This is a genomic window from Tsuneonella troitsensis (assembly GCF_001441535.1).
GTDB classification, from domain to species: domain Bacteria; phylum Pseudomonadota; class Alphaproteobacteria; order Sphingomonadales; family Sphingomonadaceae; genus Tsuneonella; species Tsuneonella troitsensis.
Genome location: NZ_LMAU01000001.1, coordinates 361856 through 388289 on the forward strand (window position 1 = coordinate 361856; position 26434 = coordinate 388289).

Below are 26434 nucleotides of genomic sequence, written 5' to 3' on the forward strand. Positions count from 1 at the left end.
CCCCGGATCAGCGCTTGCTGAACTGGAAGCTGCGGCGAGCCTTGGCACGGCCGTACTTCTTGCGCTCGACCACGCGGCTGTCGCGGGTCAGGAACCCGGCGGCCTTGACGGTGGCGCGCAGCGCCGGCTCGTACTTGGAAAGCGCTTGGGCGATGCCATGCTTGACCGCACCGGCCTGGCCCGAGAGCCCGCCGCCCTTGACGGTGGCGACCACATCGTACTGACCCTGGCGATCGGTGATCGTGAAGGGCTGGTCGATGACGAGGCGCAGAGTCGGACGCGCGAAATAGACTTCCTGATCGCGGCCGTTGACGGTGATCTTGCCGGTGCCGGGCTTTAGCCAGACGCGCGCGGTGGCGTCCTTGCGGCGACCGGTGGCGTAGGCACGGCCCTGCTTGTCGAGCTCCTGCTCGCGCAGCGGGGCGTTGCTCACGACCGGCTTGAACCCGACGTCCGCATCGGCGGCATCGGTCGGGGCAGCAGTCTCGGCCTGGGCTTCGCCGGCGCCCGACAGGGTCTTGAGGTCGGCAAGATCCGACACGGTGTTGTTCTCGTCAGCCATTACGCGGTGACCTTGTTCTTGCGGTTCATCGAAGCGACGTCGAGCGTCTCGGGCTGGTTTCCGGCATGCGGATGCTCGGTCCCGTTATAGAGGTGCAGCGCCTTCATCTGCTGACGGCCCAGCGGACCGCGCGGGATCATCCGCTCGACAGCCTTTTCCAGCACGCGCTCGGGGAAGCGGCCTCCGAGCACCTTGGCCGGAGTCGTTTCCTTGATGCCGCCGGCGTAACCGGTGTGCTTGTAATACTTCTTGTCCGACAGCTTGTTGCCGGTGAACCGCACCTTGTCGGCGTTGATCACGATTACGTGATCGCCGCAGTCGACGTGGGGGGTGAAGCTCGGCTTGTGCTTGCCGCGCAGAATGTTGGCGATGATCGAAGCGAGGCGGCCGACGACGAGCCCATCGGCGTCGATCAGGTGCCACTTCTTCTCGACCTCGGCCGGCTTGATCGACCGGGTGATCTTGCTGAGCGCCTTCATGGCTGGGTTACCTTGGTTGACTGAACGTGATCGCGCCAGCCGATTCGGGCCGGTCGCGGGAGCGGCGCATCTGTGCGCGAGAGGCCGCAAAGTCAAGCAAATGGGCGGCTTTGCGGAGAGGTAAAATAATACCGTGCGCTAATCGAGGCCGTTGGCAAGGAAGGCCAAGGTCGCGGTAGGCGCGCGGTCGGCGAGCCATCCGATCACCACCGGCACGTCGTAGGTGTGCAGCTCTTCGACCAGCGAAACCGCAGCATCGAGCGTGCGGGCGTCGAGCTTGAAGAGCACGCCGTATTCCATGCTCGACTGCATCTGGCCCTTCCAGACGTAGTGCGATTCCATCGGGCCGATCACATTGGCGCAGGCGACCAGACCCGACCCGACGGCCGCAGTCGCCAGATTGCGTGCATTCGCGAGCGTGTCGATCGGGGTCCAGATCAGCGCCGGGGAGCCGCTGCTCACCGGTCGCGACCGATGGCGTGCGCGCCCCACGCCGTCGCCGCGACCAGCAGGGCGCCGACGAACTGGTGCAGCACCGCCAGCCACAGGTCGACCCCCGTCAGCACGGTCGCGATGCCGAGCAGGATCTGCACGCCGAAAGCCGAATGGATCGCGATCGACGCGCGGCGGTCGACCGCTCGCACCCTGCGGGCGAGAACGACGAGAAAGGCGACCGCGACCCACGCCCACCAGCGGTGCAGGAAATGGATCAGGAACGGATCGTGCAACGCGGCCCAGACGAACCCGCGGCTCGCGTCGTATTCGGGGACAACCCGCCCCTGCATCAGCGGCCAGGTGTCGGACGCCAGCCCCGCGTCGAGCCCGGCGACCCATGCGCCGAGCAGCAACTGCACGAACAACACTGCGCTCGTCACCGTCGCCACCCCGGTCATCCGGGCCGGACGCGCTGCGGGATCCCGATCCAGAGCCCGCAGGTCGAGCGCGGTCCAGATCAGTCCCGCCAGCGTGAACAGCGCGGTGAGCAGGTGGATGGACAGCCAGAAATGGCTCACGTCGGTCGAGGTTTCGTTCACACCCGAGCGGACCATGAACCAGCCGAACGCGCCCTGCATTCCGCCAAGCGCGAGCAGCGCCACGAGGCGGCCCTTGTAGCCTGCCGGTATCGCCTGCTTGATCCAGAACCACGCCAGCGGAATCGCGAAGGCGAGGCCGATCACCCGCCCGAGCAGGCGGTGGAACCACTCCCAGAAGTAGATGAACTTGTAATCGTCGAGCGTCATTCCGGCGGGGCCGGTGACGTGCCGGTACTCGCCAATTTCCTGATACTTGGCGAACTCGGCCTGCCATTGCGCTTCGTTCAGCGGCGGGATCGTGCCCGTCACCGGCTTCCATTCTGTGATCGAGAGGCCGGATTCGGTCAGCCGGGTGATCCCGCCGACCACGACCATGAGGGTGACGAGCGCGGCGACGGCGAGTAGCCATGTCGCCATTGCGCGCGGGCGAAGCCGGGACGCCAAGCTGCCTTGCGCGCGTTCGGCCGGATCGAGGGCGATATCCATCGACCGCGCAAATGGGCCGCCCGGACGCGAATCGCAAGCATCCAGCGGCAACGAAACCTTGCGTAACGATACAGCGTTACATAGATGACCCCACAAGCCATGGCACACGCATTCATCACATCGATTCGAGGCAACCTCGACCGCGTCGGCGTCACGCTGTCGGCGCTGTGCGCGGTGCATTGTCTCGCGACGATCGTGCTCGTGTCCTCGCTGGGGCTCGGCGGCGAACTGCTGGGCGATCCGATCATCCACGAAGTCGGGCTGGTGCTCGCGATGATCGTCGCCGCGGTCGCGATCGGGTGGGGCGCGCTCAAGCATCGGCGCGCGGGTCCGTTCGTCACTGCGATGACGGGCCTGTCCTTCATGGGCGGCGCGCTCGCGGTCCCGCACGGCTTCGAAGAGGCGATCCTGACCATTATCGGCGTGGCGCTGGTGTCGCTCGGACACATCCTCAACTTGCGCGCCTGCCGCTGTTCGCTATCTGGCGAGCATGCCTGCACCGCTGACACTGACCGTTAACGGCGAAAGCCGCCGCACCACCGCCGCCACCGTTGCCGATCTCGTCCGCGAACTTGGCCTCGCGCCCGAAAAGGTCGCGGTCGAGCGCAATGGCGAGATCGCCCCGCGCTCGACCCTGGGCGACGTTGCCCTGGCCGACGGCGACACGCTGGAGATCGTGCACTTCGTGGGTGGCGGCGATCATGCGGACGCTTCGTCGACTGATGATTCGTGGGAAGTCGCCGGCCACCGGTTCCGTTCGCGCCTGATCGTCGGCACCGGCAAGTACAAGGACTTCGCCCAGAACGCCGCGGCGCTCGAGGCCTCGGGGGCTGAAATTGTCACCGTGGCGGTGCGGCGCGTCAACGTCAGCGATCCATCGGCGCCGATGTTGACCGATTTCATCGACCCGAAGAAAGTAACCTACCTGCCCAACACCGCAGGGTGTTTCACGGCCGAGGATGCCATCCGCACGCTGCGCCTGGCGCGCGAGGCGGGCGGCTGGGACCTGGTGAAGCTCGAAGTGCTGGGCGAGGCGCGCACGCTCTATCCCGACATGCGCGAGACGCTGAAGGCGACCGAAATTCTCGCCAACGAGGGTTTCAAGCCGATGGTCTACTGCGTCGACGATCCGATTGCCGCGCAGCAGCTCGAAAGCGCGGGTGCGGTCGCCGTGATGCCGCTGGGCGCGCCGATCGGCTCGGGCCTCGGCATCCAGAACCGCGTGACGATCCGCCTGATCGTCGAGGGCGCGAAAGTCCCCGTTCTGGTCGATGCGGGCGTGGGCACCGCGAGCGACGCGGCGGTCGCCATGGAGCTGGGCTGCACCGGCGTCCTCATGAACACCGCCATCGCCGAGGCGAAGGACCCGATCCGCATGGCCCGCGCGATGAAGCTGGCCGTCGAAGCGGGACGCCACGCCTACCTCGCCGGCCGGATGGGGACCCGCAAATACGCCGATCCGAGCAGTCCGCTGGCGGGGCTGATCTAGCGCCCCTCATCCGCCCTTCCGTCCAGCGTCGCGCGCAGTGCGCTCCGTTTCCAAGGCCAGCAGCCCTCGATCTCCGTCTCGAGCGCAAAGCTCAGGAAAGTGCGGATCACGATTATCAGCGCCAGCAGGCCGACGCTCTCCAGTGTAAGGGGCGCGACGATCGTGCTGATGATGTCGGCGCCGACCAGGAACTCGAGACCAAGCAGGATGCTGCGGCCCAGGTTCGCGCGAAAACTTTCGTAGGCATCTCCCCACGTCGATCTCCAGCCCTGCCGCAGGAAGATGAACGTGGCCGCCAGCACCCCGATGAGGATAGTGGCGACACCGGCGAGTTCGAGCAGCCGAGCGAGCATCTGGACGTAGTCTTCGATCATGGGTCCCCCGGTCGCGGTCATGCGCGAGGCTAACGCGAAATTAACCATCGTGCGCGACATTCCTCCCAACAGGGGGTTACCGGCCATGGCCGTCAAGCATGCTGCGTCGATGACGATTTCGGAAATGCGCGAGTTCGCGAGCTTCACGCCTGCCGAGCAGCGTTATATCCGCCGCAGCCTCGACATCGGTCTGGGGCGGCAGGATGCCTTCAAGCTGTGGGCCCGCACCGCCGACGAGAACGCCGCGATCCGCAGCCAGTATGTCGCCTATCAGGACCTCAAGGTGCTCCGCGCCTCGATCCCCGAGGAGACCGGCTTCGAATGCGTCGAGGGCTTCATCGGCAAGCTGACCCGCGTCGCCGCGTTCGACCTGGCGCAGGAACGCATCGAGAGCTTCTCGGCCTTCCGCTTCCTCTACGAGCGCCTGATCGGTGCCGATGCACGGCCGTGGCTGCCGAGCGCGTTCTGCGCCGCAAGCGCACTGCCGCAAATCAAGCCGAGCCGCCGCAAGGTGCTGCTGCAATCGCTGAGCGAGGCCGCCGCGACCGCGCCCGGCTGGTCCGACCGCGCGCCCAGCTTCTTTCCCGAATACATCGAGCGCGAAGCCGCCTGATCGCTGAAACCCCGCCATTGGCGCGGGCATTATTGCGGGCTACGGATGGGCCATGCCCACTGCCCAGCTTGTCGAGCCCCACCTTCGCAACTTGTTCGGATTGGCCCGCTGGTCGGTGATCGCACCGATCGTGGCCGCGCTGGCGATCGGCTTTGGGAAGCCCGCCGGACTGCCGGTCGCGGCGATCATGGGGCTGCTGCTGGCCGGGGCGATCATGGCGGCGGTCTATCAGGCCGAAGTCCTCGCGCATTACCTAGGTGAGCCGTTCGGCACGCTGACACTGGCAGTCGCGGTGACCGTGATCGAGGTTTCGCTGATCGTCTCGATCATGCTGGGCGAAGGCGCGCAGGCGCAGACGCTGGCGCGCGACACTCTGATGGCCGCGATCATGATCACCATCAACGGCATCGTCGGCATCTGCCTGCTGGCGGGCGGCCGCCTGCATCACGAGCAGAGCTATACCCAAGCGGGGGTCAGTGCGGGCCTTGCGATGCTCGCGACCCTGTCGGTGCTGGTGCTGGTCCTGCCCAATTACACCGTCTCGGCGGCAGGGGCGTTCTACAATTCCAAGCAGCTGCTGTTCGTCGCGATCATCTCGCTCGTCGTCTACGCCACCTTCGTCATGGCGCAGACGATGCGGCACCGCGATCACTTCCTCTATCATATCGAGGAAGCCGACGATCACGCGCATGAGCCGCCGGTGCCCCGTGCAAAGGCGATGGCGGCGGCGGGAGTCCTGATCGTCGCGCTTGTTGCGGTGGTCGTACTCGCGAAGAACCTTTCACCGACGATCGAAGGCGCCGTGCGGTCCGCCGGCGCTCCGCAAGCGCTCGTCGGAATAATCATTGCGACCCTGGTCCTCGCGCCGGAAGGATTCGCGGCCTACCGGGCGGCCAAGGTCAACCGAGTGCAGAACAGCCTCAACCTTGCGATCGGGTCTGCCCTGGCGGCGATCGGACTGACGATCCCGGCAGTCGCCGGTGTCGCGCTGCTGCTGGGGCTGAACCTCGAGCTTGGATTGTCGGCGAAGGGCATCGTCCTCCTCGCGCTGACGCTGCTGGTCGCGACACTCACGCTGAGCCGCGGCCGAACGACCATCGTACAGGGCGTCATCCACCTCGTGCTGTTCGCGACCTACCTGTTCATCACGATCGTGCCGTAGCTGGCAAGGAAAATGTAACTCGTGACTATTAGTTGGGTTACATGGACTTATCCCATGCGCCCCCCATCCAAAGGGCACCCAATAACGAACTCTGCGCGCTGGCCTCCCTTTGGCGAGGAGCGATGCTCAATATCCACGGTAGAATAGAGACTGCCGTTGCTGACCAGCTTCATCATTTAGCTGACGAGGGCGTTGAACTACCAAAGATCGCCTTCCATGAAGCCCCTGCCGAAAGACTACGTTGCTTAATGGAGGTCCTAGGTCGAGCCGACTTCGGCGGCCACGGGCGGGCAACCGTTAAATGGCTCGATGGAGTTCGCGTCGCAGCGGAGTGGCGAAATGCCTTGGCCCACGGCGCAATCTCAGTGGAAAGCGGTGAGGTGATATTCCGTTGGAGCGCGTATCGGGCACAGAAACGCGACCTTAGGGAGGTGCGAGTTTCGCCGCTGGAGATGCTTCAAAGGTTGGTTGCCCTTAGCCGGACTTACGATTCACTCATTAGTCAATTCGGCCAAATACGGCGGCACCTTTCAGCTACGGCTCCCTAGCCTTTGTATAACGCGTCCATCCGCGCCCCATACCGCTCGCGGATCTTGTGGCGGCGGATCTTGAGGCTGGGGGTCATTTCCTCGTTGTCGGTGCTGAACGGTTCGTCCGCGAAGGCGAACTGGCGGACCTTCTCGATCACCGAGAGGTCCTGGTTCGTCCGGTCGACCGCGGCGCGCACCGCGGTGCGGAAGGCGGGCAGGTCCTGCAGCGCCTTCATGTCGAACTTCTCGCCGTTGGCCTTAGCCCATTCCACCGCCCACTCGGCATCGGGGACGAGCAGCGCGACGAGATAGGGCCGCCGGTCGCCGCTCACCATCGCCTGCGCGATCTCGGGCTGGAGGGTCAGCATCCCCTCGACCTTCTGCGGGGCGACGTTGTCGCCCTTGTCGTTGACGATCATGTCCTTCTTGCGGTCGGTGATGACGATGCGGCCCTTGTCGTCGAGATGACCGATGTCGCCGGTGTGCAGCCACCCGTCCTTGAGCGCCTTGTCGGTCTCCGGCTTGTTCTGCCAGTAACCGTGCATCACCAGTTCGCCGCGCACGAGGATTTCCCCGTCTTCTGCGATCCGCACCTCGACGCCCTTCAGCGGCGGGCCGACGGTGTCCATCTTGATCCCCGCCCTGGGCCGGTTGCACGAGATCACCGGCCCGGCCTCGGTCTGGCCGTATCCCTGGAGCATGGTGAGGCCCATCGCCTCGAAGAAGTTGCCGACCTCGGGATTGAGCGGGGCGCCGCCGCTGACCATCGCCTTGATCCGTCCGCCGAACTTCTGGCGGACCTTGGGCCGCAGCAGCTTCTCGATCAGGAGGTCGGCGGGGCGATCGCGCAGCCGCTTGCGGGGATGCGCGGCGATCTGCAGCGCGCGGGTCATCAGGTAGTTGGGCACTTTGCCCTGCTTTTCTACCTGCTTCATGATGCGCGTGCGGAGCACTTCGAACAGGCGCGGCACGACGACCATCAGCGTCGGGCGGGTCTCCTCGATATTGCTGGCGAGCTTCTCCAGCCCCTCGGAATAGAAGATCTCCGCGCCGACCCCGATCGGCAGGTACTGGCCGCCGGTGTGTTCGTAAGCATGGCTCAGCGGCAGGAACGACAGGAACCGCTCGTCGTCGTCGAGGCCGAAATCCTGCTCGAGCACTTCGGCAGCGCCCGCCACGTTGCACAGGATCGCGCCGTGATGCTGCAGCACCCCGCGCGGGCTTCCGCCGGTGCCGCTAGTGTAGATGATGCAGGCCGTATCGCCGCGCCCGATCTGCGCAATTCGGGCCTCGACCGCGGCGCGCGCCGCCGCGGCATCGCCCTCGATCATGGTCGACCACGGGTGAAGGGCCACCTGCCCGCCCTGATAGCTGCGAATGCCGTCGATCGGGATCAGGTGCTCAGCCATGCCGGACCGCATGATCGCGGGGATCAGCGGGGCCGACAGTTTCTCGTTCGAAACGATCACCGCACGCGCGCCTGAATTGTCGAGGATGTGCTGGTGGTCGCGTTCGGTGTTGGTGGTGTAGGCGGGCACCGTCACGCAGCCAGCGGCCATGATTGCCAGGTCGGCGATGCACCATTCGGGCCGGTTCTCCGACACCAGCATCACCCGGTCGCCGGCGTCGAGGCCCAGGGCGCGCAGGTTCTCCGCCATCACGCAGACCTGATCGGCGACCTCGCGCCAGCTATGGGTCTGCCAGCCGCCCGCTCGCTTCTCGCCCAGGAACGGACGGTCGCCGCGCGCATCCGCGCGCTTCAGGAACAGCTCGACGAGGTTGTTTGCCGAATCGATATCGCTCAGCCGCAAGGCCCCACGCTCCTCTTTCCCAGGCATTCCATGCCGTTCGTTACGGTCGGTTTCGCCCTAGGCCCGCTTGGCGCGAGCGGCAAGCGACGCAGCCGGTCATGGCGCGTCGATCAGGCTTTCCATGCGCGGCTCGCGGGCGCTCTGCCAGCCGGTCGGGGTCCGCAGCAGCGCGTTGACCTTGATCGGCGCCTCGCGCGCCATGAACTGTGTGTGGCCCAGCGCGCGAAGCTGCGGGATCGCGCTTTCGGCCCAGGTGCCCTTCTCGACCAGAATCGTGTCGCCGAACGCCATCACGAACGGCATCGCCAAGGCGGCTTCGGCGTCCATTCCGAAATCGATGATCCCGATGATCGACCGGGTGGTGGACACCGGTATGGTCCCGCCGCCTGCCGCGCCGATCACCAGGAACGGCTTGCCCGCCGGGTCCCACACCACCATCGGCGCCATCGAGCTGCGTGGGCGCTTGCCGCCCTCCACCCGGTTGGCGACGAGCTTGCCATCGACTTGCGGGGAGCGGCTGAAATCGGTCAGTTCGTTGTTCAGGAAAAACCCGCCCGACATCAGCCCAGATCCGAAGGCGCTCTCGATGGTCGAGGTGTAGCTGACCATCGTCCCGTTGCCGTCCGTCGCGGAGAAGTGGGAGGTGCCCTGCTCTTCCGGCTCGTCGCCATCGGCAAGAGCGGCCAGTGCCCCGCGCGGGGTCCCCGCCTTGGGTGCGGCAATCGTCTTGCCCGGATCGATCAGCGCGGACCGCGTGGACAGGTAGGCCGGATCGATCAGGCCGGCGACCGGAACGGCCACGAAATCGCTGTCCGCCGCGTACAGCTCGCGGTCGGCATAGGCCAGGCGCTGCGCTTCGAGAAACAGGTGCCAGGTCACCGGGTTGTCGGCACCCAGCGCCTTGAGGTCGAAGCGTTCGAGCATCTCGAGGATCTGGAGCACGGCGATACCGCCCGAGCTCGGCGGTCCCATCCCGCACAGGCGGTACCCACGATAGGTGCCACAGACGGACGGGCGTTCCTGTGCCTCGTACGCGGCGAGATCGGCCGCGGTCATCGGACGGGGTCGCGGGGTTGCGGCGGCCACCGTCGCGGCGAGCGCTTCGGCGCGCGGGCCCTTGTAGAATGCCTGCGGACCGGCCTTGGCGACCGCCTCGAGCGTCTGGGCCAGCGCTTCGTTGCGGATCAGCGTGCCGGCGGGCAATGGCTTGCCCGCGGCATTGTAATACAATTCGCGCGCGGCAGGGGTCCACGCGGCACGGTCGGCGGTCTGGGTCAGCGAATTGACGAGGCGCGGGTTCATCCGGAACCCGTCGCGGGCCAGCGCGATCGCCGGCTCGAACAGCCTGGCCCAAGGCAGCTTGCCGTGCGCGGCGTGGGCCTTCGCGGCGGCGGCGATGTTGCCGGGCACGCCCACGCTCAGGCCGCTCTTGATCGAAGCGTCGAACGGGGGAAGCTTGCCGCTTTCGTCGAAGAACCATTCGTGGAACGCACCGGCGGGGGCCTTCTCCCGCCCGTCGAACGAGGTCACGTCGCCGTCGCTGGTACCGCGGACGATGAAGCCGCCGCCCCCGATGCCCGAGCTCTGCGGTTCGACCACCGTCAGCGCGATCATCGTCGCGATCGCCGCATCGGTGGCGTTGCCGCCCGCGCGCAGCATGGCGAGGCCGGCATCCTCGGCGCGCGGATCGGCGGCGCTGACGTTGCCGGTCAGGGCGGGCGCAGGACCGGTATCGGCGGGGAGGGTGGCGCAGGCCGCGAGAAGCGGCAGCGCGGCGAACGGGGCAAGGAAGCGACGCAGCATCGCGCCGGTGCTACTCGCTCCCGACCGCATCCGCAATCGACGTAAACCCGTCGCGTTTCAGGCACCGCTCCAATCCGCGGACGATCCGCCGGGCGAGACCGGGCCCTTCGTAGACGAGCGCGCTATAGACCTGGACCAGGCTCGCCCCGGCGCGAATGCGCGCCCAGGCATCCTCTGCGCTGGCGATCCCGCCCACCCCGATCAGCGGCAGGTCGCGTCCCGCGACGGCGCGGAACCGGCGCAACTGCGCGAGCGCGAGATCGCGCAGGGGGGCGCCCGACAGGCCGCCCGTCTCGCTCGCGTGGGCCGAGTGCAACGGCGGGCGGGTGATCGTCGTGTTCGACACGATCAGGCCGGCGATCCCGTGGTCGATCGCGGCGCGAACGATCCGCTCGTGATCCCCGTCGGCAAGATCGGGCGCGACCTTCAGAAAAACCGGCGGGGTTTCGGCGGTGCGGGCGTCCGCGATCGCCGACAGCAGCGCGGCGAGCTCGCCTTCGGACTGCAAGTCCCGCAGCCCGGGCGTGTTGGGAGACGACACGTTGACCGTCAGGTAATTGGCAAACGGGGCGAAGGTGGCGATTCCGGTCAGGTAGTCGGCGATGCGGTCCGCCGAATCCTTGTTCGCGCCCACGTTGATCCCCAGCACGCCGCTGCGCTCGCGTGTTCGCAGGCGTGCGACCGCTGCCTCAGACCCGCCGTTGTTGAATCCCATCCGGTTGATGACCGCGCGGTCGGCGGTAAGGCGGAACAGGCGCGGCTTGGGGTTGCCCGCCTGCGGGCGCGGGGTGATCGATCCGACCTCGACGAAGCCGAACCCGAGGCCGAGGGCGGCGTCCGGCACTTCGGCATCCTTGTCGAACCCCGCGGCGAGGCCGACCGGATTGGAAAATGCGATCCCGGCCACCTCGGTCGCCAGGACTCCCGGCTTGGGAGGCGGCAACCTGGGGGCGACCCTGAGCGCCGCGATCGTCAGGCGATGGGCGCGTTCGGGATCGAGCGCGAACAGCGCGGGCGCGGCAAGGCGGTAGAGCATTGTGGCCGGGCTATGCCTCCATGCCCTTTGGTTGTCGAGCGCACATAACTGTCCCGTTCCTGTCCAAAACCTACAACAAATGTCACCGAAATGGCGGAAATCGCGTCGCTTTCATACAATCAGGCCAATTCGAATCAGGGTAGTGAGCGCCTGCGACCCGAAGGGCTCGAGGCTTTTACGCAACGAGTTCCTCCACTTTCAGGGCGGTCTGGGCTTCGGCTTGGGCCGCCCCTTTTTTTGCCCTGTCGAGGCACTTCCCATCCCGTTCGGCCAGCAGATTGAATCGCCTGTGCATTCGGGCTAATCCGGATGGGGTCGCGAACCTATAAACGGGGCGCATAATATATGGATCGACCCGCAGACGGGTCAGGCTGGTATGAGGGCGACGGTGCGGATCCGGCATGGACCGCGCCGGAATCGATTCGCCTCGACTATCTCGCGCCGCCTGCAGACCTCCAGCCCTATATCACGACCTTCTATCTCTTCCGCTGCGACGAGCCGCTGATTCGCGACGTGCAGCCCGCTGCGGTGGGCCAGTTGCAGATATACCTGCGCGGTAGCGGGCGCATGCTCTACCCCCACGGACGCACCGACCGCTCGTTTCCCGAGACGATCCAGGGCCCGACGACGATTGCCGCGCCGTTCGAGGTCGACGGACCGTTCCATGCATTCGGAGCGGCGCTTTCCGCGCTCGGCTGGGCGGCCCTGACCGGTATTCCTGCAGACCGGGCAACCGACCGTTTGTTCGACATGGGCACTGTGCTGGGCGTCGCCGCGCGCGAACTCGGCCGTGAATGCCGGGCCCGATACGACGCCGATCCGGGGATGGACGGCACCGATTTCGTAGGGCTTGCGGCCGAATTCCTGCGCCCCCGTCTGCGACCGGTTCCGGCCGGTCACGCCGAGTTGATGCGGCGAATCCCGTTGTGGCTGGGAACCGGTTTCAATCCCAGTCCGCAGGCCCTGTACGACATGGTCGATTACTCGCCGCGCCAGGTGCAACGACTGGTTGCGCGCTATTACGGGTCGAGTCCCAGCCACCTCGTCCGGGCCTATCGGGCAACACGCGTCGTCGCGCTGCTGTCTCAGCCGGGGGTGACCGACGACCAGGTCGCCGCGCTCACCAACGAATTCTACGACCAGTCGCACATGATCCGCGAAATCCGCGCATTCGCCGGGCGCACGCCCGCCCGGCTGCTGGCAGAGGACGATTCGATCCTGCGGCAACTGCTCGACGTGCGCAATTTCCGCGAGATCAAGCCGAACGTCGCGCCGATGCCGCCGCTTGAAACCGAGGGCGACGGCGCCTAGTTGCAATTCGGAACGAATCAATCCGAATTGCCCGCAGCGCCGTTGCGCCCAGGGCCAGCAAGGACGCCATGCGCCTCTCGAACCTCGCCGATTACGCCGTCGTCACGATGAGCGCCGCGGCCCGCCACTGCGGCGGGGCACGGATCAGTGCGGGTGGGCTTGCCGCCGAAACCGGCCTTCCGGCACCCACGGTTTCCAAGGTCGTCAGCCGGCTGACTGCGGCGGGTCTCTTGCGCTCGGTACGCGGCGCGCACGGCGGTCTGCAGCTCGCGCGACCCGCGGCGGCGATCACGCTGGCCGATATCGTCGAGGCGGTCGAGGGACCCATCGCGCTGGCCACCTGCCTCGACGGCGACGACTGCGCGGCCCACCACGATTGCCGCGTCCGTCCGCATTGGCCGCTGGTCAACGAAACGCTGCGCGGCGCGCTGGCCGCCATTCCGCTGACCCGGCTGGCGCAGGAAGCCGAACCCAAGGTGCCCGCATGAGCGACGACCAGATCACCGACGTCGCCGCGCGCGAGGCGGCCGCCCGCGCGGCCGATTACGAGCACGGCTGGTCGAGCGAGATCGACACCGAATTCGCGCCCAAGGGCCTGTCCGAAGACACGGTGCGGTTCATCTCGGCCAAGAAGAACGAGCCCGCATGGATGCTCGACTGGCGGCTGAAGGCGTTCCGCCTGTGGCTGACGATGGAAGAGCCGGACTGGGCCAAGCTCGGCTATCCCGCGATCGATTACCAGGACGCCTATTACTACGCCGCGCCCAAGGCGAAGCCCAAGCTGGGCAGCCTGGACGAGGTCGACCCGGAAATCCTGCGCGTCTACGAAAAGCTCGGCATCCCGATCGAAGAGCAGAAAGTGCTCGCCGGGGTCGAGGGCGCGCGCAAGGTCGCGGTCGACGCGGTGTTCGACAGCGTATCGGTGGCGACCACGTTCCGCGCGGAGCTGGAGCGGGCGGGCGTGATCTTCCGCTCGATCAGCGAGGCGATCCGCGAATATCCCGAACTGGTGCAGAAGTGGCTCGGCAAGGTCGTGCCGCAGCGCGACAACTATTTCGCGACGCTCAACAGCGCGGTCTTCTCCGACGGGACGTTCGTCTACATCCCCGAAGGCGTGCGCTGCCCGATGGAGCTGTCGACCTATTTCCGCATCAATGCGGAGAACACCGGCCAGTTCGAACGGACGCTGATCATCGCCGAGAAAGGCTCCTACGTAAGCTATCTCGAGGGCTGCACCGCGCCGATGCGCGACGAGAATCAGCTCCACGCCGCGGTGGTCGAACTGGTCGCGATGGAAGACGCCGAGATCAAGTATTCGACCGTCCAGAACTGGTACCCCGGCAACGCCGAGGGCGTCGGCGGGATCTACAATTTCGTCACCAAGCGCGGGCTGTGCCAGGGTGCGCGCAGCAAGATCAGCTGGACCCAGGTCGAAACCGGCAGCGCGGTGACGTGGAAGTATCCCAGCTGCGTGCTCAACGGCGAAGACAGCGTGGGCGAGTTCTACTCGGTCGCCGTGACCAACAACTTCCAGCAGGCCGACACCGGCACCAAGATGATCCACAACGGGCGCAATACGCGCTCGACGATCATCTCGAAGGGCATCAGCGCGGGCAAGTCGAACAACACCTACCGCGGCCTCGTCCGCATGGGTCCGAATGCCGAGAACGCGCGCAATTTCACCCAGTGCGATTCGCTCCTACTCGGCAGCCTCAGCGGCGCGCACACCGTGCCCTACATCGAGGTGAAGAACCCGACCGCGCAGATCGAGCACGAGGCGACCACCAGCAAGATCAGCGACGACCAGCTGTTCTACGCGATGCAGCGCGGGCTGGGGCAGGAGGAAGCGGTGGCGCTGATCGTCAACGGCTTCGCCAAGGACGTGATGAAGCAGCTCCCGATGGAATTCGCGGTCGAGGCGCAGAAGCTGCTGGCGATCTCGCTCGAGGGGAGCGTGGGGTGAGCTTTTTTACACGGCATCCGACTTTCTGGACAGCCTTCTGGGCCATCTTCGCGTTCGGGGGAGCCGTCATTCTTTTTGGGGCTTTGCCGGAAGCGCAGCCGATGGGCGATCTGGTTAGGGGTGTCGTGGGCATAGGTTGTGGACTGATGATGATCGGCCTCATCAGAAAGAACACCCGCTCTTCGGAAGCAAAACGATGACCGACCGCAAGACCCTCCAGCTCCGCTCGCCCGACGAGACTGCCGACGCCGCGCCCGCGATCAAGAAGAAGGGCCGCGGCTGGGAAATCTCCGACAAGCGGCTCGATGCGCTGCACGACATGGCGCGCGAGATGCGGCGGCATTCGAGCCCGGCGCACAAGGCGCTCGCCGCGCAGTTCGCCAAGGCGGACCTCGGCAAGTGGAAGTTCACCCGCCACGCGGTGATCGGCAGCGCGATCGTCGATTTCGGCAGCCCGACGCTCGGCATGGCGATCATGCTCGACGAAGAGGGCGCCGACCCGGTGCTGTCCAAGCGCCGCGACAAGAGCCTGAACGCGGTCGGCATCAAGGTGATGCGGATCAAGGCCGAGGACGTGCTGACCGACATGGACGCCGTCCTTGCCCGGATTACCGCCGGGATGCGGATGCGCATCGCCGACCGCAAGACCGCCGCCCGCGAACACGCCGCCGCCAATCCGCGGCAGGACTACGAGCGGCCCAACCGCCGCCCTCGGGAGGACCGCGAATGATCCGCGTGGCTGCTATCCCGGCGCTTGCCATGCTGGCCTTCGCGCCGGCTTTCGCTGGCGATGCCTTTACCGACAGCCTCGCCGAATCGCGGCTGCGCGGGTGCCTGCTCGCCGGGGCCTCGTCCGCCGGGCAGAGCGACCTTGCCGGCAAGGTGATCGAGGTCCGCGCGTTCTGCGGGGCGCAGATCGCGCGGGTCCGCGACCAGCGCGTCGCCGCCGCCACCGCCAACCTGAGGGGCGAGGAAGCCGAGGCCGCAAAGGCCGCGGCGACCCGCACGCTCAACGACGAGATCGCCCGCGCGATCGCCAATTTTACCGGATTGACCGCCTGACCATGCTGAAGATCGACAACCTCCATGCCACGGTCGGCGAGACCGAAATTCTCCGCGGGCTTTCGCTCGAGATCGGCGCGGGCGAAGTCCACGCGATCATGGGGCCCAACGGCGCGGGCAAGTCCACGCTGGCCTACACGCTGGGCGGGCGGCCGGGATACGAAGTGACCGGCGGATCGGTGACGCTCGACGGGCAGGACCTGCTCGCGATCGATCCGCACGAGCGGGCCGCGGCGGGGCTGTTCCTCGGCTTCCAGTATCCGGTGGAGATTCCGGGCGTGTCGAACGTCCAGTTCCTGCGCGAGGCGCTGAACTCGCAGCGCAAGTCGCGCGGGGAAGAGCCGCTCTCGGGCGCGGATTTCCTCAAGCTCGCGCGCGAAAAGGCCGGGCTGCTGCAACTCGACATGGACATGCTCAAGCGGCAGGTGAACGTCGGCTTTTCCGGCGGCGAGAAGAAGCGCGCCGAGATGGTCCACATGGGCATTCTCGATCCGCGCGTGGCCGTGCTGGACGAAACCGACAGCGGGCTCGACATCGATGCGCTGCGCGTGGTCGGCGCGGGCATCAACGCGATCATGCGCAAGCCCGACAAGGCCGTGCTGCTGATCACCCACTACCAGCGCCTGCTCGACATCGTCCGGCCCGACCGGGTCCACATCCTCGCGAAGGGACGGATCGTGAAGTCGGGCGGACCCGAACTGGCGCACGAACTGGAGCGCGAAGGCTACGAAGGCGTAGCCGGGACGGTGGCGGCATGACCTGGCTGGCCCCGCTCATCCTGATCCTCGCCCAGGCGGTCCCCGCCGGCGCGCCCGCGAACGTCGACCCCAAGGTCGCGGCCGAGGTGCCCAAGATCACCGAGAAGCTGCGCCAGTGGCGCGGCTCGTGGGCAGCGGTGGACGGCAAGCTGGCGTGCCGAACGGTCAAGACGTCGGGCGACGAGGAGATCGACAAGATCGGCTGCTTCTCGACGCTGACCTGCGTGAAGCCCGCCTACCCCGAGCTGAAGGCCATCGCCGACGGCAAGGGCACGGAGGCCGAGAAACAGACGAAGATCCGCGCCAAGCTGGCGACCCTGCAGCCGTGCCTTTCGCAGCACCGCGGCCAGGGCATCGCGACGCTCGCACTCAAGCGGGGCGGCGCCTGATGCTCGCCGCGCTTCCCACCACGCGTGACGAGGACTGGCGCTATGCCGACGCGGCGGCGCTGACCGCGCTCGCGCCCGCCGACCTCGGGGCGTGGCACGAAGCGACGCTGGCGCCGGGCGAGACGCGGGCGAAGGACCTGATCCTCGATGCCGGCCACCCGGGGCTGCACAGGGTCCGGCTGAACGTGGGCGCGGGCGCGCGGGCCGAATTGTTCGCGGTCCTCTCGGCGCCCGCATACACCCGGCTCGAAGTCGAGGTGACGCTGCACGAAGGCGCGCATTTCGAACTGGGCGGCGTGACCATCGGCGGCGGCAGCGCCACGCGCGAGATCGTGACCCGCGTCAATCATGCCGAGCCGAACGCGACCAGCAACCAGGTCGTGCGCAGCGTCCACTGGGGCACGGCGACGGGCAATTTCCTCGGCCGGCTGGCGGTGGAGCGCGACGCGCAGAAGACCGACGCGGCGCAAAGCTTCAAGGCCCTGCTGCTCGAACGCGGCGCGAGCGCGAACGCCAAGCCCGAGCTGGAGATCTTCGCCGACGACGTGAAGTGCGCCCACGGCGCCGCGATCGGCCAGATGGACGAAGCCGCGCGCTTCTACATGGCCTCGCGCGGGATCGCGCCCGATGCGGCCCGCGCGCTGCTGGTGCGCGCCTTCGTTGCCGATGCCTTTGCCGCGCACGGCGAACCCGACGCCCTGCTCGACGCGGCACTGGGCGCGCTGGGAGACATGGCGTGAGCGAGGCAGTGCTCCGCGCTCGCTCCCCTGCACGAGAGGGGGACTTGAAGTCCGACTTCCCGGGGCTGGCCGGCGGCTGGCACTACCTCGACACCGCGGCCACCGCGCAGAAGCCGCAGGCGTTGATCGACGCTATGAGCGACGCGCTGGGGCGCGACTACGCGACCGTCCACCGCGGGGTCTATTCGCGCTCGGCGCAGATGACGCTGGGCTACGAAGCCGCGCGGCGGCGGGTCGCGGGCTTCGTCGGCGGGCGCGAGGAGGAACTGGTCTTCACTCGCGGGGCGACCGAGGCGATCAACCTCGTCGCATACAGTTACCCCGACAAGGGCCGCGTGCTGCTGAGCACGCTGGAGCATCATTCCAACATCGTGCCGTGGCAACTCGCCGGCTGGCAGGTCGACGTCTGCCCGCTGACCGCCGACGGCCGCATCGACCTCGACGCGGCGGAGGCGATGCTGACCCCCGAGCATACGATGGTCGCCTTCGCGCACGTCTCGAATGTCCTCGGCTCGGTGCTAGACGCGCGCCGCGCGGCCGACCTGGCGCACCGGGTCGGCGCGAAGCTGCTGCTCGACGGGTGCCAGGCCGTCCCGCGTCTGGCGGTCGACGTGGCGGCGCTGGACTGCGATTTCTACGCCTTCAGCGCGCACAAGCTATACGGCCCGACCGGGATCGGCGCGCTGTGGGGCCGGGCGGACCTGCTGGCGGCCATGCCGCCGTGGCAGGGCGGCGGCTCGATGATCGACCGGGTGACGTTCGCGGAAACGACCTATGCCCCCCCGCCGCAGCGGTTCGAGGCGGGGACCCCCGCCATCGTCGAGGCGATCGGTTTCGCCGCGGCGTGCGACTATGTCGCAGGCATCGGGATCGATGCGATCGAACGGCACGAGGCAGCGCTCGTGCAGCGCCTGCGCGACGCCCTGCGACCGATGAACGACGTCACGCTGTTCGGGCCGGAAGACAGCGCGGGCATCGTCAGCTTCGCGCTCGGGGGCGTCCACCCGCACGATCTCGGCACGATCCTGGACGAGGAAAACGTCGCGATCCGCGCCGGGCACCACTGCGCGCAGCCGCTGATGGAGCACCTCGGCGTGCCCGCCACCGCGCGGGCGAGCTTCGGGCTCTACAGCGACGAAAGCGATATCGATGCGCTGGTCCGTGGGATCGAGCGCGCCAGAAGGATTTTCGCATGAACGAGCAGAGCAAGATCGAGGTCGAGGAAGTCGAGGCAGTGGCCAAGCCGCCCAGAGCGTCTGTCGATTTGGCATCGGTCGACGATGCCGAGACCCCGGCCGAAAAGCTGGAGCGCAAGCGGGACTACCTCGAAGGGTTCCTGTCGCAGAAGCCGCCGGCGGTCCATGCGGGCGAGCCGGGCGGCGACCTCTACGAAGCCGTGGTCGATGCGCTCAAGGACATCTTCGACCCCGAGATTCCGGTGAACATCTACGACCTAGGGCTCATCTACGGGGTCGAGGTTACGCCGGACGGCGACGCGGTGGTGACGATGACGCTCACCACACCGCATTGTCCGGTCGCCGAATCGATGCCGGGCGAAGTGGAATTGCGCGTCGGCAGCGTGCCGGGCGTGCGCGATGCCGAGGTCAATCTCGTCTGGGACCCGCCGTGGGGGCCGGACAAGATGACCGACGAGGCCAGACTCGAATTGGGCATGCTATGACCGACGCGAAAACCCGCCAGCTTCCCGCCGCCGTCGTCCTCACCCCCGCCGCCGAGGCGCGGGTGGCCGAGCTCATGGCCAAGGCGCCCCAGGGTGCGATCGGGGTCAAGCTGTCGACCCCGCGCCGCGGGTGTTCGGGCCTCGCCTACTCGGTCGACTACGTGACCGAGGAAGCGAAGTTCGACGAGAAGATCGTCACGCCGGGCGGCACGTTCTACATCGACGGGCCGAGCGTGCTCTATCTCGTCGGCAGCACGATGGACTGGGTGGAGGACGATTTCACCGCCGGATTCCAGTTCACAAATCCCAACGCCAAGGGCGCGTGTGGCTGCGGCGAAAGCTTCATGGTATAATCGGCGCCATGCCGAGCCACGATCCATTGATCCCGTTTTCCCCGCGCCGCCCGAAAGGCGCGCCGCCGCACAACCCGGAACCGGTTTCGATCGCACACCTCGACGAGTCCCTGCGCGATGCGATGCGCGCGGCCGCAGCGGCCATTCGCGAACGCCACCGGACCCGGATGGAACTGCTCAAGGCGCAGGCTCGGCGCACCGGTCCCGCCCGCAATCGCAAGCCGCCCGAGGCCGGACTGCCGGTGCCCGCCGTTCCGCCGCGCGGACCCTTGCCCTTTCAGGGCGGAGCGGAAGCCCCGCTCGACTTCGGCGACTGACTACTTCTTCAATGCCCTGACGCAGGCGGCGCGGTCCACGTCCAGCCCGTCGCTCGACCGGCGCGCGTCGACATAGGTCGCGGTCGGATTGCCGCCAGGGCTGGGCGGATAGAGATAGACGTCGAGCACGCAGGCCTCGCCCGAGAACTGCAGCTTGCGCGCGTCGCCTTCCCACACATCGAGCCTGGGCGCGCCGAACTGGCGCTGCAGCCCCGCGGTGTCCGCGCCGATCACGCCTTCGAGGCCGGGCATGGTCATCACCCGCGCGGTGCGAAATCCGGTTGCGGGGGGCGCGGTCGGCCGCGTGGGCGGAACGCTTGCGACCCGTGTCGGGGCGGGCGTCGAGGCGACCGGCGACCGGCTCGCCGGCCCGCAGGCGGTCACGAATACGGAAGCGACGATGGGGGCGAGCAGGACGAGCTTGTTCACGAACGGGACCTTCTGGAATGGACGAGGTGCGTGGCCGCGGCGGCCCCCAGCACCGGGGCGAGCAGGTTCACGAACGGCACCAGCAGCATCGCGGCGACGATCCCGCCGAGCGCCAGCCGTGTCAATCCGGAGAGCGGCGAAGCGGCGCGCCGGTCGGGCCGGTGACGCAGCCACACCATGTCGGTCAGTTCGCGCCCCAGGAGCCAGGCGTTGACCGCCCAGAACAGCAGCGCGGTGCCGACCCCGGTCACGAGCAACAGCAGCGCGACCGGCAGCGCCAGTGCGTTGACGAGCACCGCACGCCAGATGCCGCCCAACGCGTTGCGCGCGTCCTCCGCCAGGGGCAGGTCCCGCGCGGTCGCCGCTTCGGCGGGATAGTATCGCGCCTCGACCGCGCGGACGACTTCGTCGGCGAAGAACTGGAGTACCGCCAGCGCAAGGATGCGGAACGCCAGCCAACCGGCGATCAGCGCGACGAGCAGCGCGGCAAGGCCGCCCACTTCGCCCCAGCCATGCGCATAACGCTCGATTCCCAGCGCCGCACCGCGCCAGAACGCCACCGCCAGCACGGCAAAGATCGCCAGCGTCACGCCTATGCTCTTGGCGAGCACGCCCAGGACGCGGCGATCGCCGAGTTGTCCGAACGCGCGGGCGAAGGCGGAAGCGACACCGGTCATCGCGGTGCTTCTCAACGCTTGGCGCGCCGCGCGCAAGCCGCTAGGCGCGCCGGGCTTTCCCCATAGAGGACTACCGAGTGACCCAGACCCGTTACGACGTCATCGCCATCGGCAACGCCATCGTCGACATCATGGCCGCCAGCGACGACGCCACGATCGAGCGCCTGTCGCTCAACAAGGGCGGGATGACGCTCGTCGATGCCGACGGCGCGCGGCGGCTCTACGACGCGATGGGTCCGGCAAAGGAAATTTCCGGCGGATCGGCCGCCAACACGCTGGCGGGCCTCGCGGCTCTGGGCGCGGATTGCGCCTTCATCGGCCAGGTCGCGGACGACCAGTTCGGCCGCGTGTTCGCGCACGACATTCGCGCAGGCGGGATCGATTTCGACACGCCGGCGCGCAGCGAATCGGAGCCGCCGACCGCGCAGTGTCTGATCTTCGTCACGCCCGACGCGCAGCGCACGATGAACACCTTCCTCGGCGCGAGCCAGTACCTCCCCGCCGCCGCGCTCGACGAGAGCGCCATTGCGGCCGCCAAGGTGCTCTATCTCGAAGGCTATCTGTGGGATCCCGAAGAGCCCCGGGCCGCGATGCGCCGTGCGATCGACGCCGCGCGCGGTGCCGGCCGCGAAGTTGCCTTCACCCTGTCGGAAGTCTTCGTGATCGATCGTCATGGCGACGATTTCCGTAGCCTGATAGCCGAAGGGCTGATCGACGTGCTGTTCGCCAACCATACCGAGCTTGCCGCGCTGACCGGCGAGAGCGAACTGGAAGCGGGCATCGCCGCGCTGGCGGGCAAGGTGCCGACGCTAGTCGTGACCTGCGGCGCCGAAGGCGCGACCGCAGTAAGGGTCGGCGAACGCGCGACCGTCCCTTCGGTCGCGACGACCGTGGTCGATACCACCGGCGCGGGCGACCTGTTCGCCTCGGGCTTCCTTTTCGGCCACGTCAACGGCGAGCCGCTGGAAACCTGTCTCAAGCGCGGGGCGATCTGCGCCGCCGAGATCATCAGCCACTACGGCGCGCGGCCCGAAGCCGACCTCAAGGCGCTGATGGCCGAACGGCTCGGCTAGGCCGGAACCGCGGCGCGCGCACCGGTCGTCCGGGCCGGCGCCGCCTTCCAGCCGAACCAGCACACCGCCAGCCCCGCCAGCGCGGCGAGCGACAGCGTCACCGCGTCGGGGATCGCGGCATAGGCCCTGAACAGGTTGCCGAGTGGGACGTTGCCGGGCGTCACCCACATGACCACCGCCTGGAGCATCATGAAGGCGGAGGCGACCAGCCACGGCGCACCGTGCTTGCGGTCGCGGAAATACAGCGCGAGCGCGAAGGCCGTGGCGATCGTGTCGCCGACCACGATCGTGTCGAACAGCGCCTGCGGCCCCTCGCTGCCGATCACGTTGAGCCACGGCAGGTAGGCATCGATCACCCGGCTGAACGGCGATTCGAACAGGATCAGCGGCGTCGCCAGCATGTAGCCTGCGTGCAGCTTCACGTTCCGCCGGTGCTTCAGCGCCAGATAGAACAGCGTCAGGTAGGCGGCGATGGCGATGGCCATCCCGATCGCGAACGACGGGCCGGCAAAGGCGATGAATTCGCCTTCGTTCGCGGCGAGGCGGTCGGCCGAGAAATTGATGATCATCGTCAGGCCGACGATCAAGAGCGGGAACAGCGCGAAGCTCGCCCAGCCGACCTGGCGGTGCAGGGCGTTCATCCGCCGGTGGATCGCCACGCTCTGCGCGATGAGCAGCAGCAGCCACGTCATCGCGGTGATCGCATGGACGTGGAACGCGAACGGTACCGTGCCGATCGGCGCGAAATAGCTCGCCCAGAAACCGGCCAGGATGACCAGCAGGACGAAGCCGACGTAGAAATGTCCGTGACGGTAGGGCACTTGCGGTCTCCCCCCAGAGTCCCGCGACCGGCGTCATGGTATCACGTCGTCCCCGGTTTTCAATATTTCGGCGGTGGCGCCTCGCCGCGATAGCCGATGAAGTGACGGCGCAGCTGGGTGGCATAGACCGCGCGGCGCAGGCACAGGAACCGCGCGGTATCCGGGCCGGGCTTCGCTTCGCCGACCGCCGCGTCGACCGGACCGCGCGTATATTCCAGCCAACGCCCGTCGATCACCCGCAGGGCCGCGCCGGGTTCGAAATCGCACCAGTGTTCCAGCCTGCGAGCGAACTCGGCCATTGCCTCGCCTTCGTTTTGCCGAGGGACTCGGTCCCAATCCCCATGCCGCTTCAGGATCGCGATTTCGGCCGCCATTTCGCGGCGATAGAGCTCCTCGCCCACATCGACCGCGCGCTCGATTGCAGGGTCCGCGAAGGTAAGACGGAAATTGCTGTCGACAACGAGACCTGCCAGCACGTTGGTGTCGAATTCATCAAGGCGATCGACGCTGATATTCATCACCAGGCGGTCGATGGCATAATCGGGGTCGGGGACGGTGGCGATCTCGGCCGGTTCGACTCCCAGCTCGACCAGCTTCGCTCGCAGGCCATCGAGGCCCAGTGCCTCGCCCTTGGCGAAGGCCGCCTCGCGCGCGGCATCGCGCTCGGCCTGGCTTTCGGGATAGACGCCTGCGCCGCGCTCGGGGCCGCATGCCGCGAGCGCGATTACGAGCAAGGGGAGGGCGCGCTTCAACCGGCCTCGCCGTCGCGGACTGCTTCGCGCCCGACTTCGCGCCATCCGATATCCCGGCGGCAGAACAGGCTTGGAGCGTCGATCGCGTCGACCGCGGCATAGGCCCTGGCGGCAGCCTCGCCCACCGACGGACCCGTCGCGGTGACGTTCAGAACTCGGCCCCCGCTCGCGACCAAATCGCCGGCCGCCAGCGCGGTGCCGGCGTGGAATACCTTCGCACCTTGAGCTTCCGCCTGGCCAAGATCGATCCTGCCGCCCTTGTCCGGCGTGCCGGGATAGCCGTTTGCCGCCATGACCACGGTCAGGGCCACGTCCTTGCTCATCCTGACCGGCGACACCCGGCTTAGCCGGTTCTCGGCGCACGCGAGCAGGATTTCGCCGAGGTCGTCCTCGAGCCGCATCATCAGCACCTGACATTCGGGATCGCCGAACCGGCAGTTGTACTCGATCAGCTTGGGCCCTTCGGACGTCAGCATCAGGCCCGCGAACAGGACGCCGGAATAGGGCGTGCCCTCGTCGGCGAGCGCGCGGACGGTCGGCGCGACGATCCGCTCGATTACCTCGCCGCGCAGCAGCGGGGTCAGCACTCGCGCGGGGCTGTAGGCGCCCATGCCGCCCGTGTTGGGGCCGGTGTCGCCCTCGCCTACGCGCTTGTGGTCTTGGGCGCTGCCGAACGACAGCACGCTGGCCCCGTCCGTCAGCGCGAAGAAGCTCACTTCCTCGCCCTCCATGAATTCCTCGATCACGACCTCGGCCCCCGCGTCGCCGAACTGTCCGCCGAACATTTCGGTCAGCGCCGCCTCGGCCTCCTCGCGCGATTCGGCGATCACGACGCCTTTTCCCGCGGCCAGTCCGTCGGCCTTGAGGACATAGGGCGGGGTGAAATTCTCGAGCGCGGCGGTCGCGGCCTTCAGCGAGGTCGTGCGGACATACCCGGCGGTCGGGATGCCGGCGCGCTGACACAGGTCCTTGGTGAAGCCCTTGCTTCCTTCGAGTTGCGCCGCCGCCTGCGACGGCCCGAACACGTTGAAGCCGTGGCCGCGCAGCGTGTCCGCCAGACCGTCCACCAGCGGGGCTTCGGGGCCGATGACGACAAGGCCGATGCGCTTGCCCTCGCAGAACCGCACCACCGCTTCATGGTCCGTTGCTTCGAGCGCGGTCAGCACCGCGTGCTGGGCGATCCCCGGGTTGCCAGGCGCGGCGTAAAGCGTATCGCCTTCGCCCGACAGCAGCCGGGATTGCGCGAGTATCCACGCCAGCGCATGTTCGCGCCCGCCGCTGCCCAGCAAAAGGATGTTCATGCCCGCTCCCGATTATTCCGACGAAAGTGCCGAAGGTCCCGGCGGGCTGGTAGCGAAGGGTCGGCCCGGGGACAACGCCGAGCCGCTGACCGTTTCCGAACTGTCGAACCTGCTCAAGCGCACGGTCGAGGACCGGTTCGGCATGGTGCGGCTGCGCGGCGAACTGTCGGGCGTCAAGCGGGCGGCCAGCGGGCATCTCTATTGCTGTCTCAAGGACGAAAAGGCGCTGATCGACGGGGTGATGTGGCGGGGAAGCGCGGAACGGCTCGCGTTCCTTCCGGAAGACGGGCTGGAGGTCGTGGCCTCGGGCAAGCTGACGACCTATCCCGGCCGCTCGAAATACCAGATTGTGATCGACAGCCTCGAACTGGCGGGCGAGGGCGCATTGCTCGCGCTGCTGGAGAAGACGCGCCAGCGCCTGGCGGCGGAAGGACTGTTCGCGCCCGAGCGCAAGCGACCCCTGCCCTTCATCCCCGCGACCATCGGCGTCGTGACAAGCCCGACCGGCGCGGTGATCCGCGACATCCTGCATCGGCTGGCGGACCGCTTTCCGAGCAGGGTCGTGGTCTGGCCAGTGCTGGTCCAGGGACAGGGCGCAGCCGAGCAGGTCGCCGCCGCCGTGCGCGGCTTTTCCGACCTGCCCGAGGGCCACGCCCTGAGGCCCGACCTGCTGATCGTCGCGCGCGGTGGCGGCTCGATCGAAGACCTGTGGAGCTTCAACGAGGAAATCGTCGTTCGGGCGATCGCCGGGTGCTCGATCCCTACGATAAGCGCGGTGGGTCACGAGACCGACACGACGCTGGCCGATTTCGCCGCCGACCGCCGGGCGCCTACCCCGACCGCCGCCGCCGAAATGGCCGTCCCCGTGCGGCGCGAGCTGGCCGCGACGCTGGCCGATTTCGCCCTGCGCAAACAGCGCTGTGCGCTCCGTCCGGTGGAACTGGGGCGCGAGCGGCTCGAGGCGCGCGTGAAGCGCCTGCCACGGATAGAGGCGCTGCTCGCCCCGCAGGCACAGAAGCTCGACGATCTCGCAGGGCGGCTGCGACAAGGGCTGCGCGATCGCGCCGGCCAGGCCCGCGAGGCGCTGGCCCGCGACCGGGCGCGGCTCTCGCCCGCGTTGCTCATGCACCGGCTGGAGCGGGGGCAGGACCGGCTCGCCGCCACCGTGCGGCTGATGGCGTCGCTCGATCCGGATGCGGTGCTGCAGCGCGGCTACGTGCGGGTCACTGGGGCCGACGGGCGCACGCTGACCGATGTCGCGGCGGCAAGAAAGGAAGCGGTCCTTTCGCTGAGGTTCCGGGACGGGCCGCTCGACGTCTCGCCGACCGATGGTGCGGGCCAAGTCAAGCCGCGCCCGACAGCGCCAAAGCGCGCTTCGCCGATCATGCGGCAGGACGATTTGTTCGGTTGAGCCAACGGTGATAGGGC

At 67.6% G+C, this 26434-nt stretch carries 32 protein-coding genes; 19 read left to right on the top strand and 13 right to left on the bottom strand.

All coding sequences use genetic code 11. From position 1 onward, the window contains the following. Positions 1–7: 7 nt before the first annotated feature. The 4 genes from rpsI to AR323_RS01800 all read right to left on the bottom strand — a co-directional run bounded on the left by rpsI (position 8) and on the right by AR323_RS01800 (position 2561). Positions 8–562, bottom strand: a complete 555-nt coding sequence (gene rpsI, locus AR323_RS01785; RefSeq protein ID WP_057882222.1) for a 30S ribosomal protein S9 — start codon at positions 560–562, stop codon at positions 8–10. Further along, complete coding sequence (gene rplM, locus AR323_RS01790) at positions 562–1041, bottom strand: 50S ribosomal protein L13 (RefSeq protein WP_057882223.1); 480 nt, start codon at positions 1039–1041, stop codon at positions 562–564. Before rplM ends, rpsI begins: the two co-directional genes overlap by 1 nt. Before the next feature lie 138 nt (positions 1042–1179). Next, the gene (gene cutA, locus AR323_RS01795) at positions 1180–1503 is read right to left on the bottom strand and encodes a divalent-cation tolerance protein CutA (RefSeq protein WP_235510419.1); all 324 of its coding nucleotides are present in this window, start codon (positions 1501–1503) and stop codon (positions 1180–1182) included. Then, a complete protein-coding gene (locus AR323_RS01800) occupies positions 1500–2561 on the bottom strand; it encodes a COX15/CtaA family protein (protein WP_057882225.1) in 1062 nt (353 codons plus the stop codon). The genes cutA and AR323_RS01800 overlap by 4 nt, the downstream gene beginning before the upstream one ends. Positions 2562–2660: 99 nt before the next feature. Here AR323_RS01800 and AR323_RS01805 point away from each other — a divergent pair, with 99 nt between their 5' ends. Continuing rightward, on the top strand, positions 2661–3080 hold the full coding sequence (locus AR323_RS01805; RefSeq protein ID WP_057882226.1) for a MerC domain-containing protein: 420 nt from the start codon (positions 2661–2663) through the stop codon (positions 3078–3080). Then, a complete protein-coding gene (gene thiS, locus AR323_RS01810) occupies positions 3052–4050 on the top strand; it encodes a sulfur carrier protein ThiS (protein WP_083495191.1) in 999 nt (332 codons plus the stop codon). The genes AR323_RS01805 and thiS overlap by 29 nt, the downstream gene beginning before the upstream one ends. Here the strand turns inward: thiS and AR323_RS01815 are convergent. Then, positions 4047–4445 (bottom strand): DUF1622 domain-containing protein, encoded by a 399-nt coding sequence (locus tag AR323_RS01815; protein WP_235510420.1) that lies wholly within the window; start codon positions 4443–4445, stop codon positions 4047–4049. The two genes, thiS and AR323_RS01815, sit on opposite strands and share 4 nt — an antisense overlap. A gap of 64 nt (positions 4446–4509) precedes the next feature. Here AR323_RS01815 and AR323_RS01820 point away from each other — a divergent pair, with 64 nt between their 5' ends. Both AR323_RS01820 and AR323_RS01825 read left to right on the top strand, forming a co-directional pair. Next, positions 4510–5037: a hypothetical protein gene (locus tag AR323_RS01820; protein WP_057882227.1), complete on the top strand. Its 528-nt coding sequence runs from the start codon at positions 4510–4512 to the stop codon at positions 5035–5037. A 52-nt stretch (positions 5038–5089) separates the two neighbouring features. After that, entirely contained in the window at positions 5090–6199 is a 1110-nt protein-coding gene (locus AR323_RS01825) for a calcium:proton antiporter (protein ID WP_057882228.1), read from the top strand. A gap of 544 nt (positions 6200–6743) precedes the next feature. Here the strand turns inward: AR323_RS01825 and AR323_RS01830 are convergent. The 3 genes from AR323_RS01830 to AR323_RS01840 all read right to left on the bottom strand — a co-directional run bounded on the left by AR323_RS01830 (position 6744) and on the right by AR323_RS01840 (position 11379). Next, positions 6744–8540, bottom strand: a complete 1797-nt coding sequence (locus AR323_RS01830; RefSeq protein WP_057882229.1) for an AMP-dependent synthetase/ligase — start codon at positions 8538–8540, stop codon at positions 6744–6746. A gap of 96 nt (positions 8541–8636) precedes the next feature. Then, positions 8637–10343, bottom strand: coding sequence for a gamma-glutamyltransferase (gene ggt / locus AR323_RS01835; RefSeq protein WP_057882230.1), 1707 nt, complete (start codon positions 10341–10343; stop codon positions 8637–8639). A 10-nt stretch (positions 10344–10353) separates the two neighbouring features. Next, complete coding sequence (locus tag AR323_RS01840; RefSeq protein WP_057882231.1) at positions 10354–11379, bottom strand: quinone-dependent dihydroorotate dehydrogenase; 1026 nt, start codon at positions 11377–11379, stop codon at positions 10354–10356. A 345-nt stretch (positions 11380–11724) separates the two neighbouring features. Here AR323_RS01840 and AR323_RS01845 point away from each other — a divergent pair, with 345 nt between their 5' ends. The 13 genes from AR323_RS01845 (at position 11725) to AR323_RS01900 (ending at position 19953) form a co-directional block, all read left to right on the top strand. Further along, positions 11725–12690 carry an AraC family transcriptional regulator gene (locus AR323_RS01845; protein WP_057882232.1) on the top strand — a complete coding sequence of 322 codons (966 nt, stop codon included), beginning with the start codon at positions 11725–11727 and terminating at the stop codon, positions 12688–12690. A gap of 68 nt (positions 12691–12758) precedes the next feature. Beyond that, entirely contained in the window at positions 12759–13178 is a 420-nt protein-coding gene (locus tag AR323_RS01850) for an RrF2 family transcriptional regulator (protein WP_057882233.1), read from the top strand. Further along, a complete protein-coding gene (sufB, locus tag AR323_RS01855; RefSeq protein ID WP_057882234.1) occupies positions 13175–14653 on the top strand; it encodes a Fe-S cluster assembly protein SufB in 1479 nt (492 codons plus the stop codon). The genes AR323_RS01850 and sufB overlap by 4 nt, the downstream gene beginning before the upstream one ends. Further along, entirely contained in the window at positions 14650–14853 is a 204-nt protein-coding gene (locus AR323_RS14605; RefSeq protein WP_152980280.1) for a hypothetical protein, read from the top strand. Before sufB ends, AR323_RS14605 begins: the two co-directional genes overlap by 4 nt. Beyond that, positions 14850–15383, top strand: coding sequence for an endonuclease domain-containing protein (locus AR323_RS01860; protein WP_057882235.1), 534 nt, complete (start codon positions 14850–14852; stop codon positions 15381–15383). Before AR323_RS14605 ends, AR323_RS01860 begins: the two co-directional genes overlap by 4 nt. Then, positions 15380–15715 carry a hypothetical protein gene (locus tag AR323_RS01865; protein ID WP_057882236.1) on the top strand — a complete coding sequence of 112 codons (336 nt, stop codon included), beginning with the start codon at positions 15380–15382 and terminating at the stop codon, positions 15713–15715. Before AR323_RS01860 ends, AR323_RS01865 begins: the two co-directional genes overlap by 4 nt. Positions 15716–15717: 2 nt before the next feature. Then, complete coding sequence (gene sufC / locus AR323_RS01870) at positions 15718–16473, top strand: Fe-S cluster assembly ATPase SufC (RefSeq protein WP_057882237.1); 756 nt, start codon at positions 15718–15720, stop codon at positions 16471–16473. Beyond that, the gene (locus tag AR323_RS01875) at positions 16470–16862 is read left to right on the top strand and encodes a hypothetical protein (RefSeq protein ID WP_057882238.1); all 393 of its coding nucleotides are present in this window, start codon (positions 16470–16472) and stop codon (positions 16860–16862) included. The genes sufC and AR323_RS01875 overlap by 4 nt, the downstream gene beginning before the upstream one ends. Beyond that, entirely contained in the window at positions 16862–17602 is a 741-nt protein-coding gene (locus tag AR323_RS01880) for a SufD family Fe-S cluster assembly protein (protein WP_057882239.1), read from the top strand. Before AR323_RS01875 ends, AR323_RS01880 begins: the two co-directional genes overlap by 1 nt. A 44-nt stretch (positions 17603–17646) precedes the next feature. After that, positions 17647–18798 (top strand): aminotransferase class V-fold PLP-dependent enzyme, encoded by a 1152-nt coding sequence (locus AR323_RS01885; protein WP_057882240.1) that lies wholly within the window; start codon positions 17647–17649, stop codon positions 18796–18798. Then, a complete protein-coding gene (locus AR323_RS01890; protein WP_057882241.1) occupies positions 18795–19283 on the top strand; it encodes an SUF system Fe-S cluster assembly protein in 489 nt (162 codons plus the stop codon). The genes AR323_RS01885 and AR323_RS01890 overlap by 4 nt, the downstream gene beginning before the upstream one ends. Continuing rightward, entirely contained in the window at positions 19280–19636 is a 357-nt protein-coding gene (locus AR323_RS01895) for a HesB/IscA family protein (protein ID WP_057882242.1), read from the top strand. The genes AR323_RS01890 and AR323_RS01895 overlap by 4 nt, the downstream gene beginning before the upstream one ends. An 8-nt stretch (positions 19637–19644) precedes the next feature. Beyond that, positions 19645–19953 (top strand): hypothetical protein, encoded by a 309-nt coding sequence (locus AR323_RS01900; RefSeq protein ID WP_057882243.1) that lies wholly within the window; start codon positions 19645–19647, stop codon positions 19951–19953. On the opposite strand, the gene AR323_RS01905 is transcribed toward AR323_RS01900, so the two are convergent. Both AR323_RS01905 and AR323_RS01910 read right to left on the bottom strand, forming a co-directional pair. Next, a complete protein-coding gene (locus AR323_RS01905; RefSeq protein WP_057882244.1) occupies positions 19954–20382 on the bottom strand; it encodes a hypothetical protein in 429 nt (142 codons plus the stop codon). Further along, on the bottom strand, positions 20379–21059 hold the full coding sequence (locus tag AR323_RS01910; protein ID WP_057882245.1) for an EI24 domain-containing protein: 681 nt from the start codon (positions 21057–21059) through the stop codon (positions 20379–20381). The genes AR323_RS01905 and AR323_RS01910 overlap by 4 nt, the downstream gene beginning before the upstream one ends. Positions 21060–21136: 77 nt before the next feature. Here AR323_RS01910 and AR323_RS01915 point away from each other — a divergent pair, with 77 nt between their 5' ends. Next, positions 21137–22132 carry an adenosine kinase gene (locus AR323_RS01915; RefSeq protein ID WP_057882246.1) on the top strand — a complete coding sequence of 332 codons (996 nt, stop codon included), beginning with the start codon at positions 21137–21139 and terminating at the stop codon, positions 22130–22132. Here the strand turns inward: AR323_RS01915 and AR323_RS01920 are convergent. Genes AR323_RS01920 through purD form a run of 3 tightly spaced genes read right to left on the bottom strand, consistent with a single transcriptional unit; the run spans position 22129 to position 25006 of the window. After that, positions 22129–22953: a hypothetical protein gene (locus AR323_RS01920; protein WP_057882247.1), complete on the bottom strand. Its 825-nt coding sequence runs from the start codon at positions 22951–22953 to the stop codon at positions 22129–22131. The two genes, AR323_RS01915 and AR323_RS01920, sit on opposite strands and share 4 nt — an antisense overlap. A gap of 59 nt (positions 22954–23012) precedes the next feature. Next, positions 23013–23705: a hypothetical protein gene (locus tag AR323_RS01925; protein WP_057882248.1), complete on the bottom strand. Its 693-nt coding sequence runs from the start codon at positions 23703–23705 to the stop codon at positions 23013–23015. Further along, positions 23702–25006, bottom strand: coding sequence for a phosphoribosylamine--glycine ligase (gene purD / locus AR323_RS01930; RefSeq protein ID WP_057882249.1), 1305 nt, complete (start codon positions 25004–25006; stop codon positions 23702–23704). Before purD ends, AR323_RS01925 begins: the two co-directional genes overlap by 4 nt. On the opposite strand from purD, the gene xseA reads away from it, so the two are divergent. Beyond that, entirely contained in the window at positions 25005–26417 is a 1413-nt protein-coding gene (gene xseA, locus AR323_RS01935; protein WP_057882250.1) for an exodeoxyribonuclease VII large subunit, read from the top strand. The two genes, purD and xseA, sit on opposite strands and share 2 nt — an antisense overlap. Positions 26418–26434 lie beyond the last annotated feature (17 nt).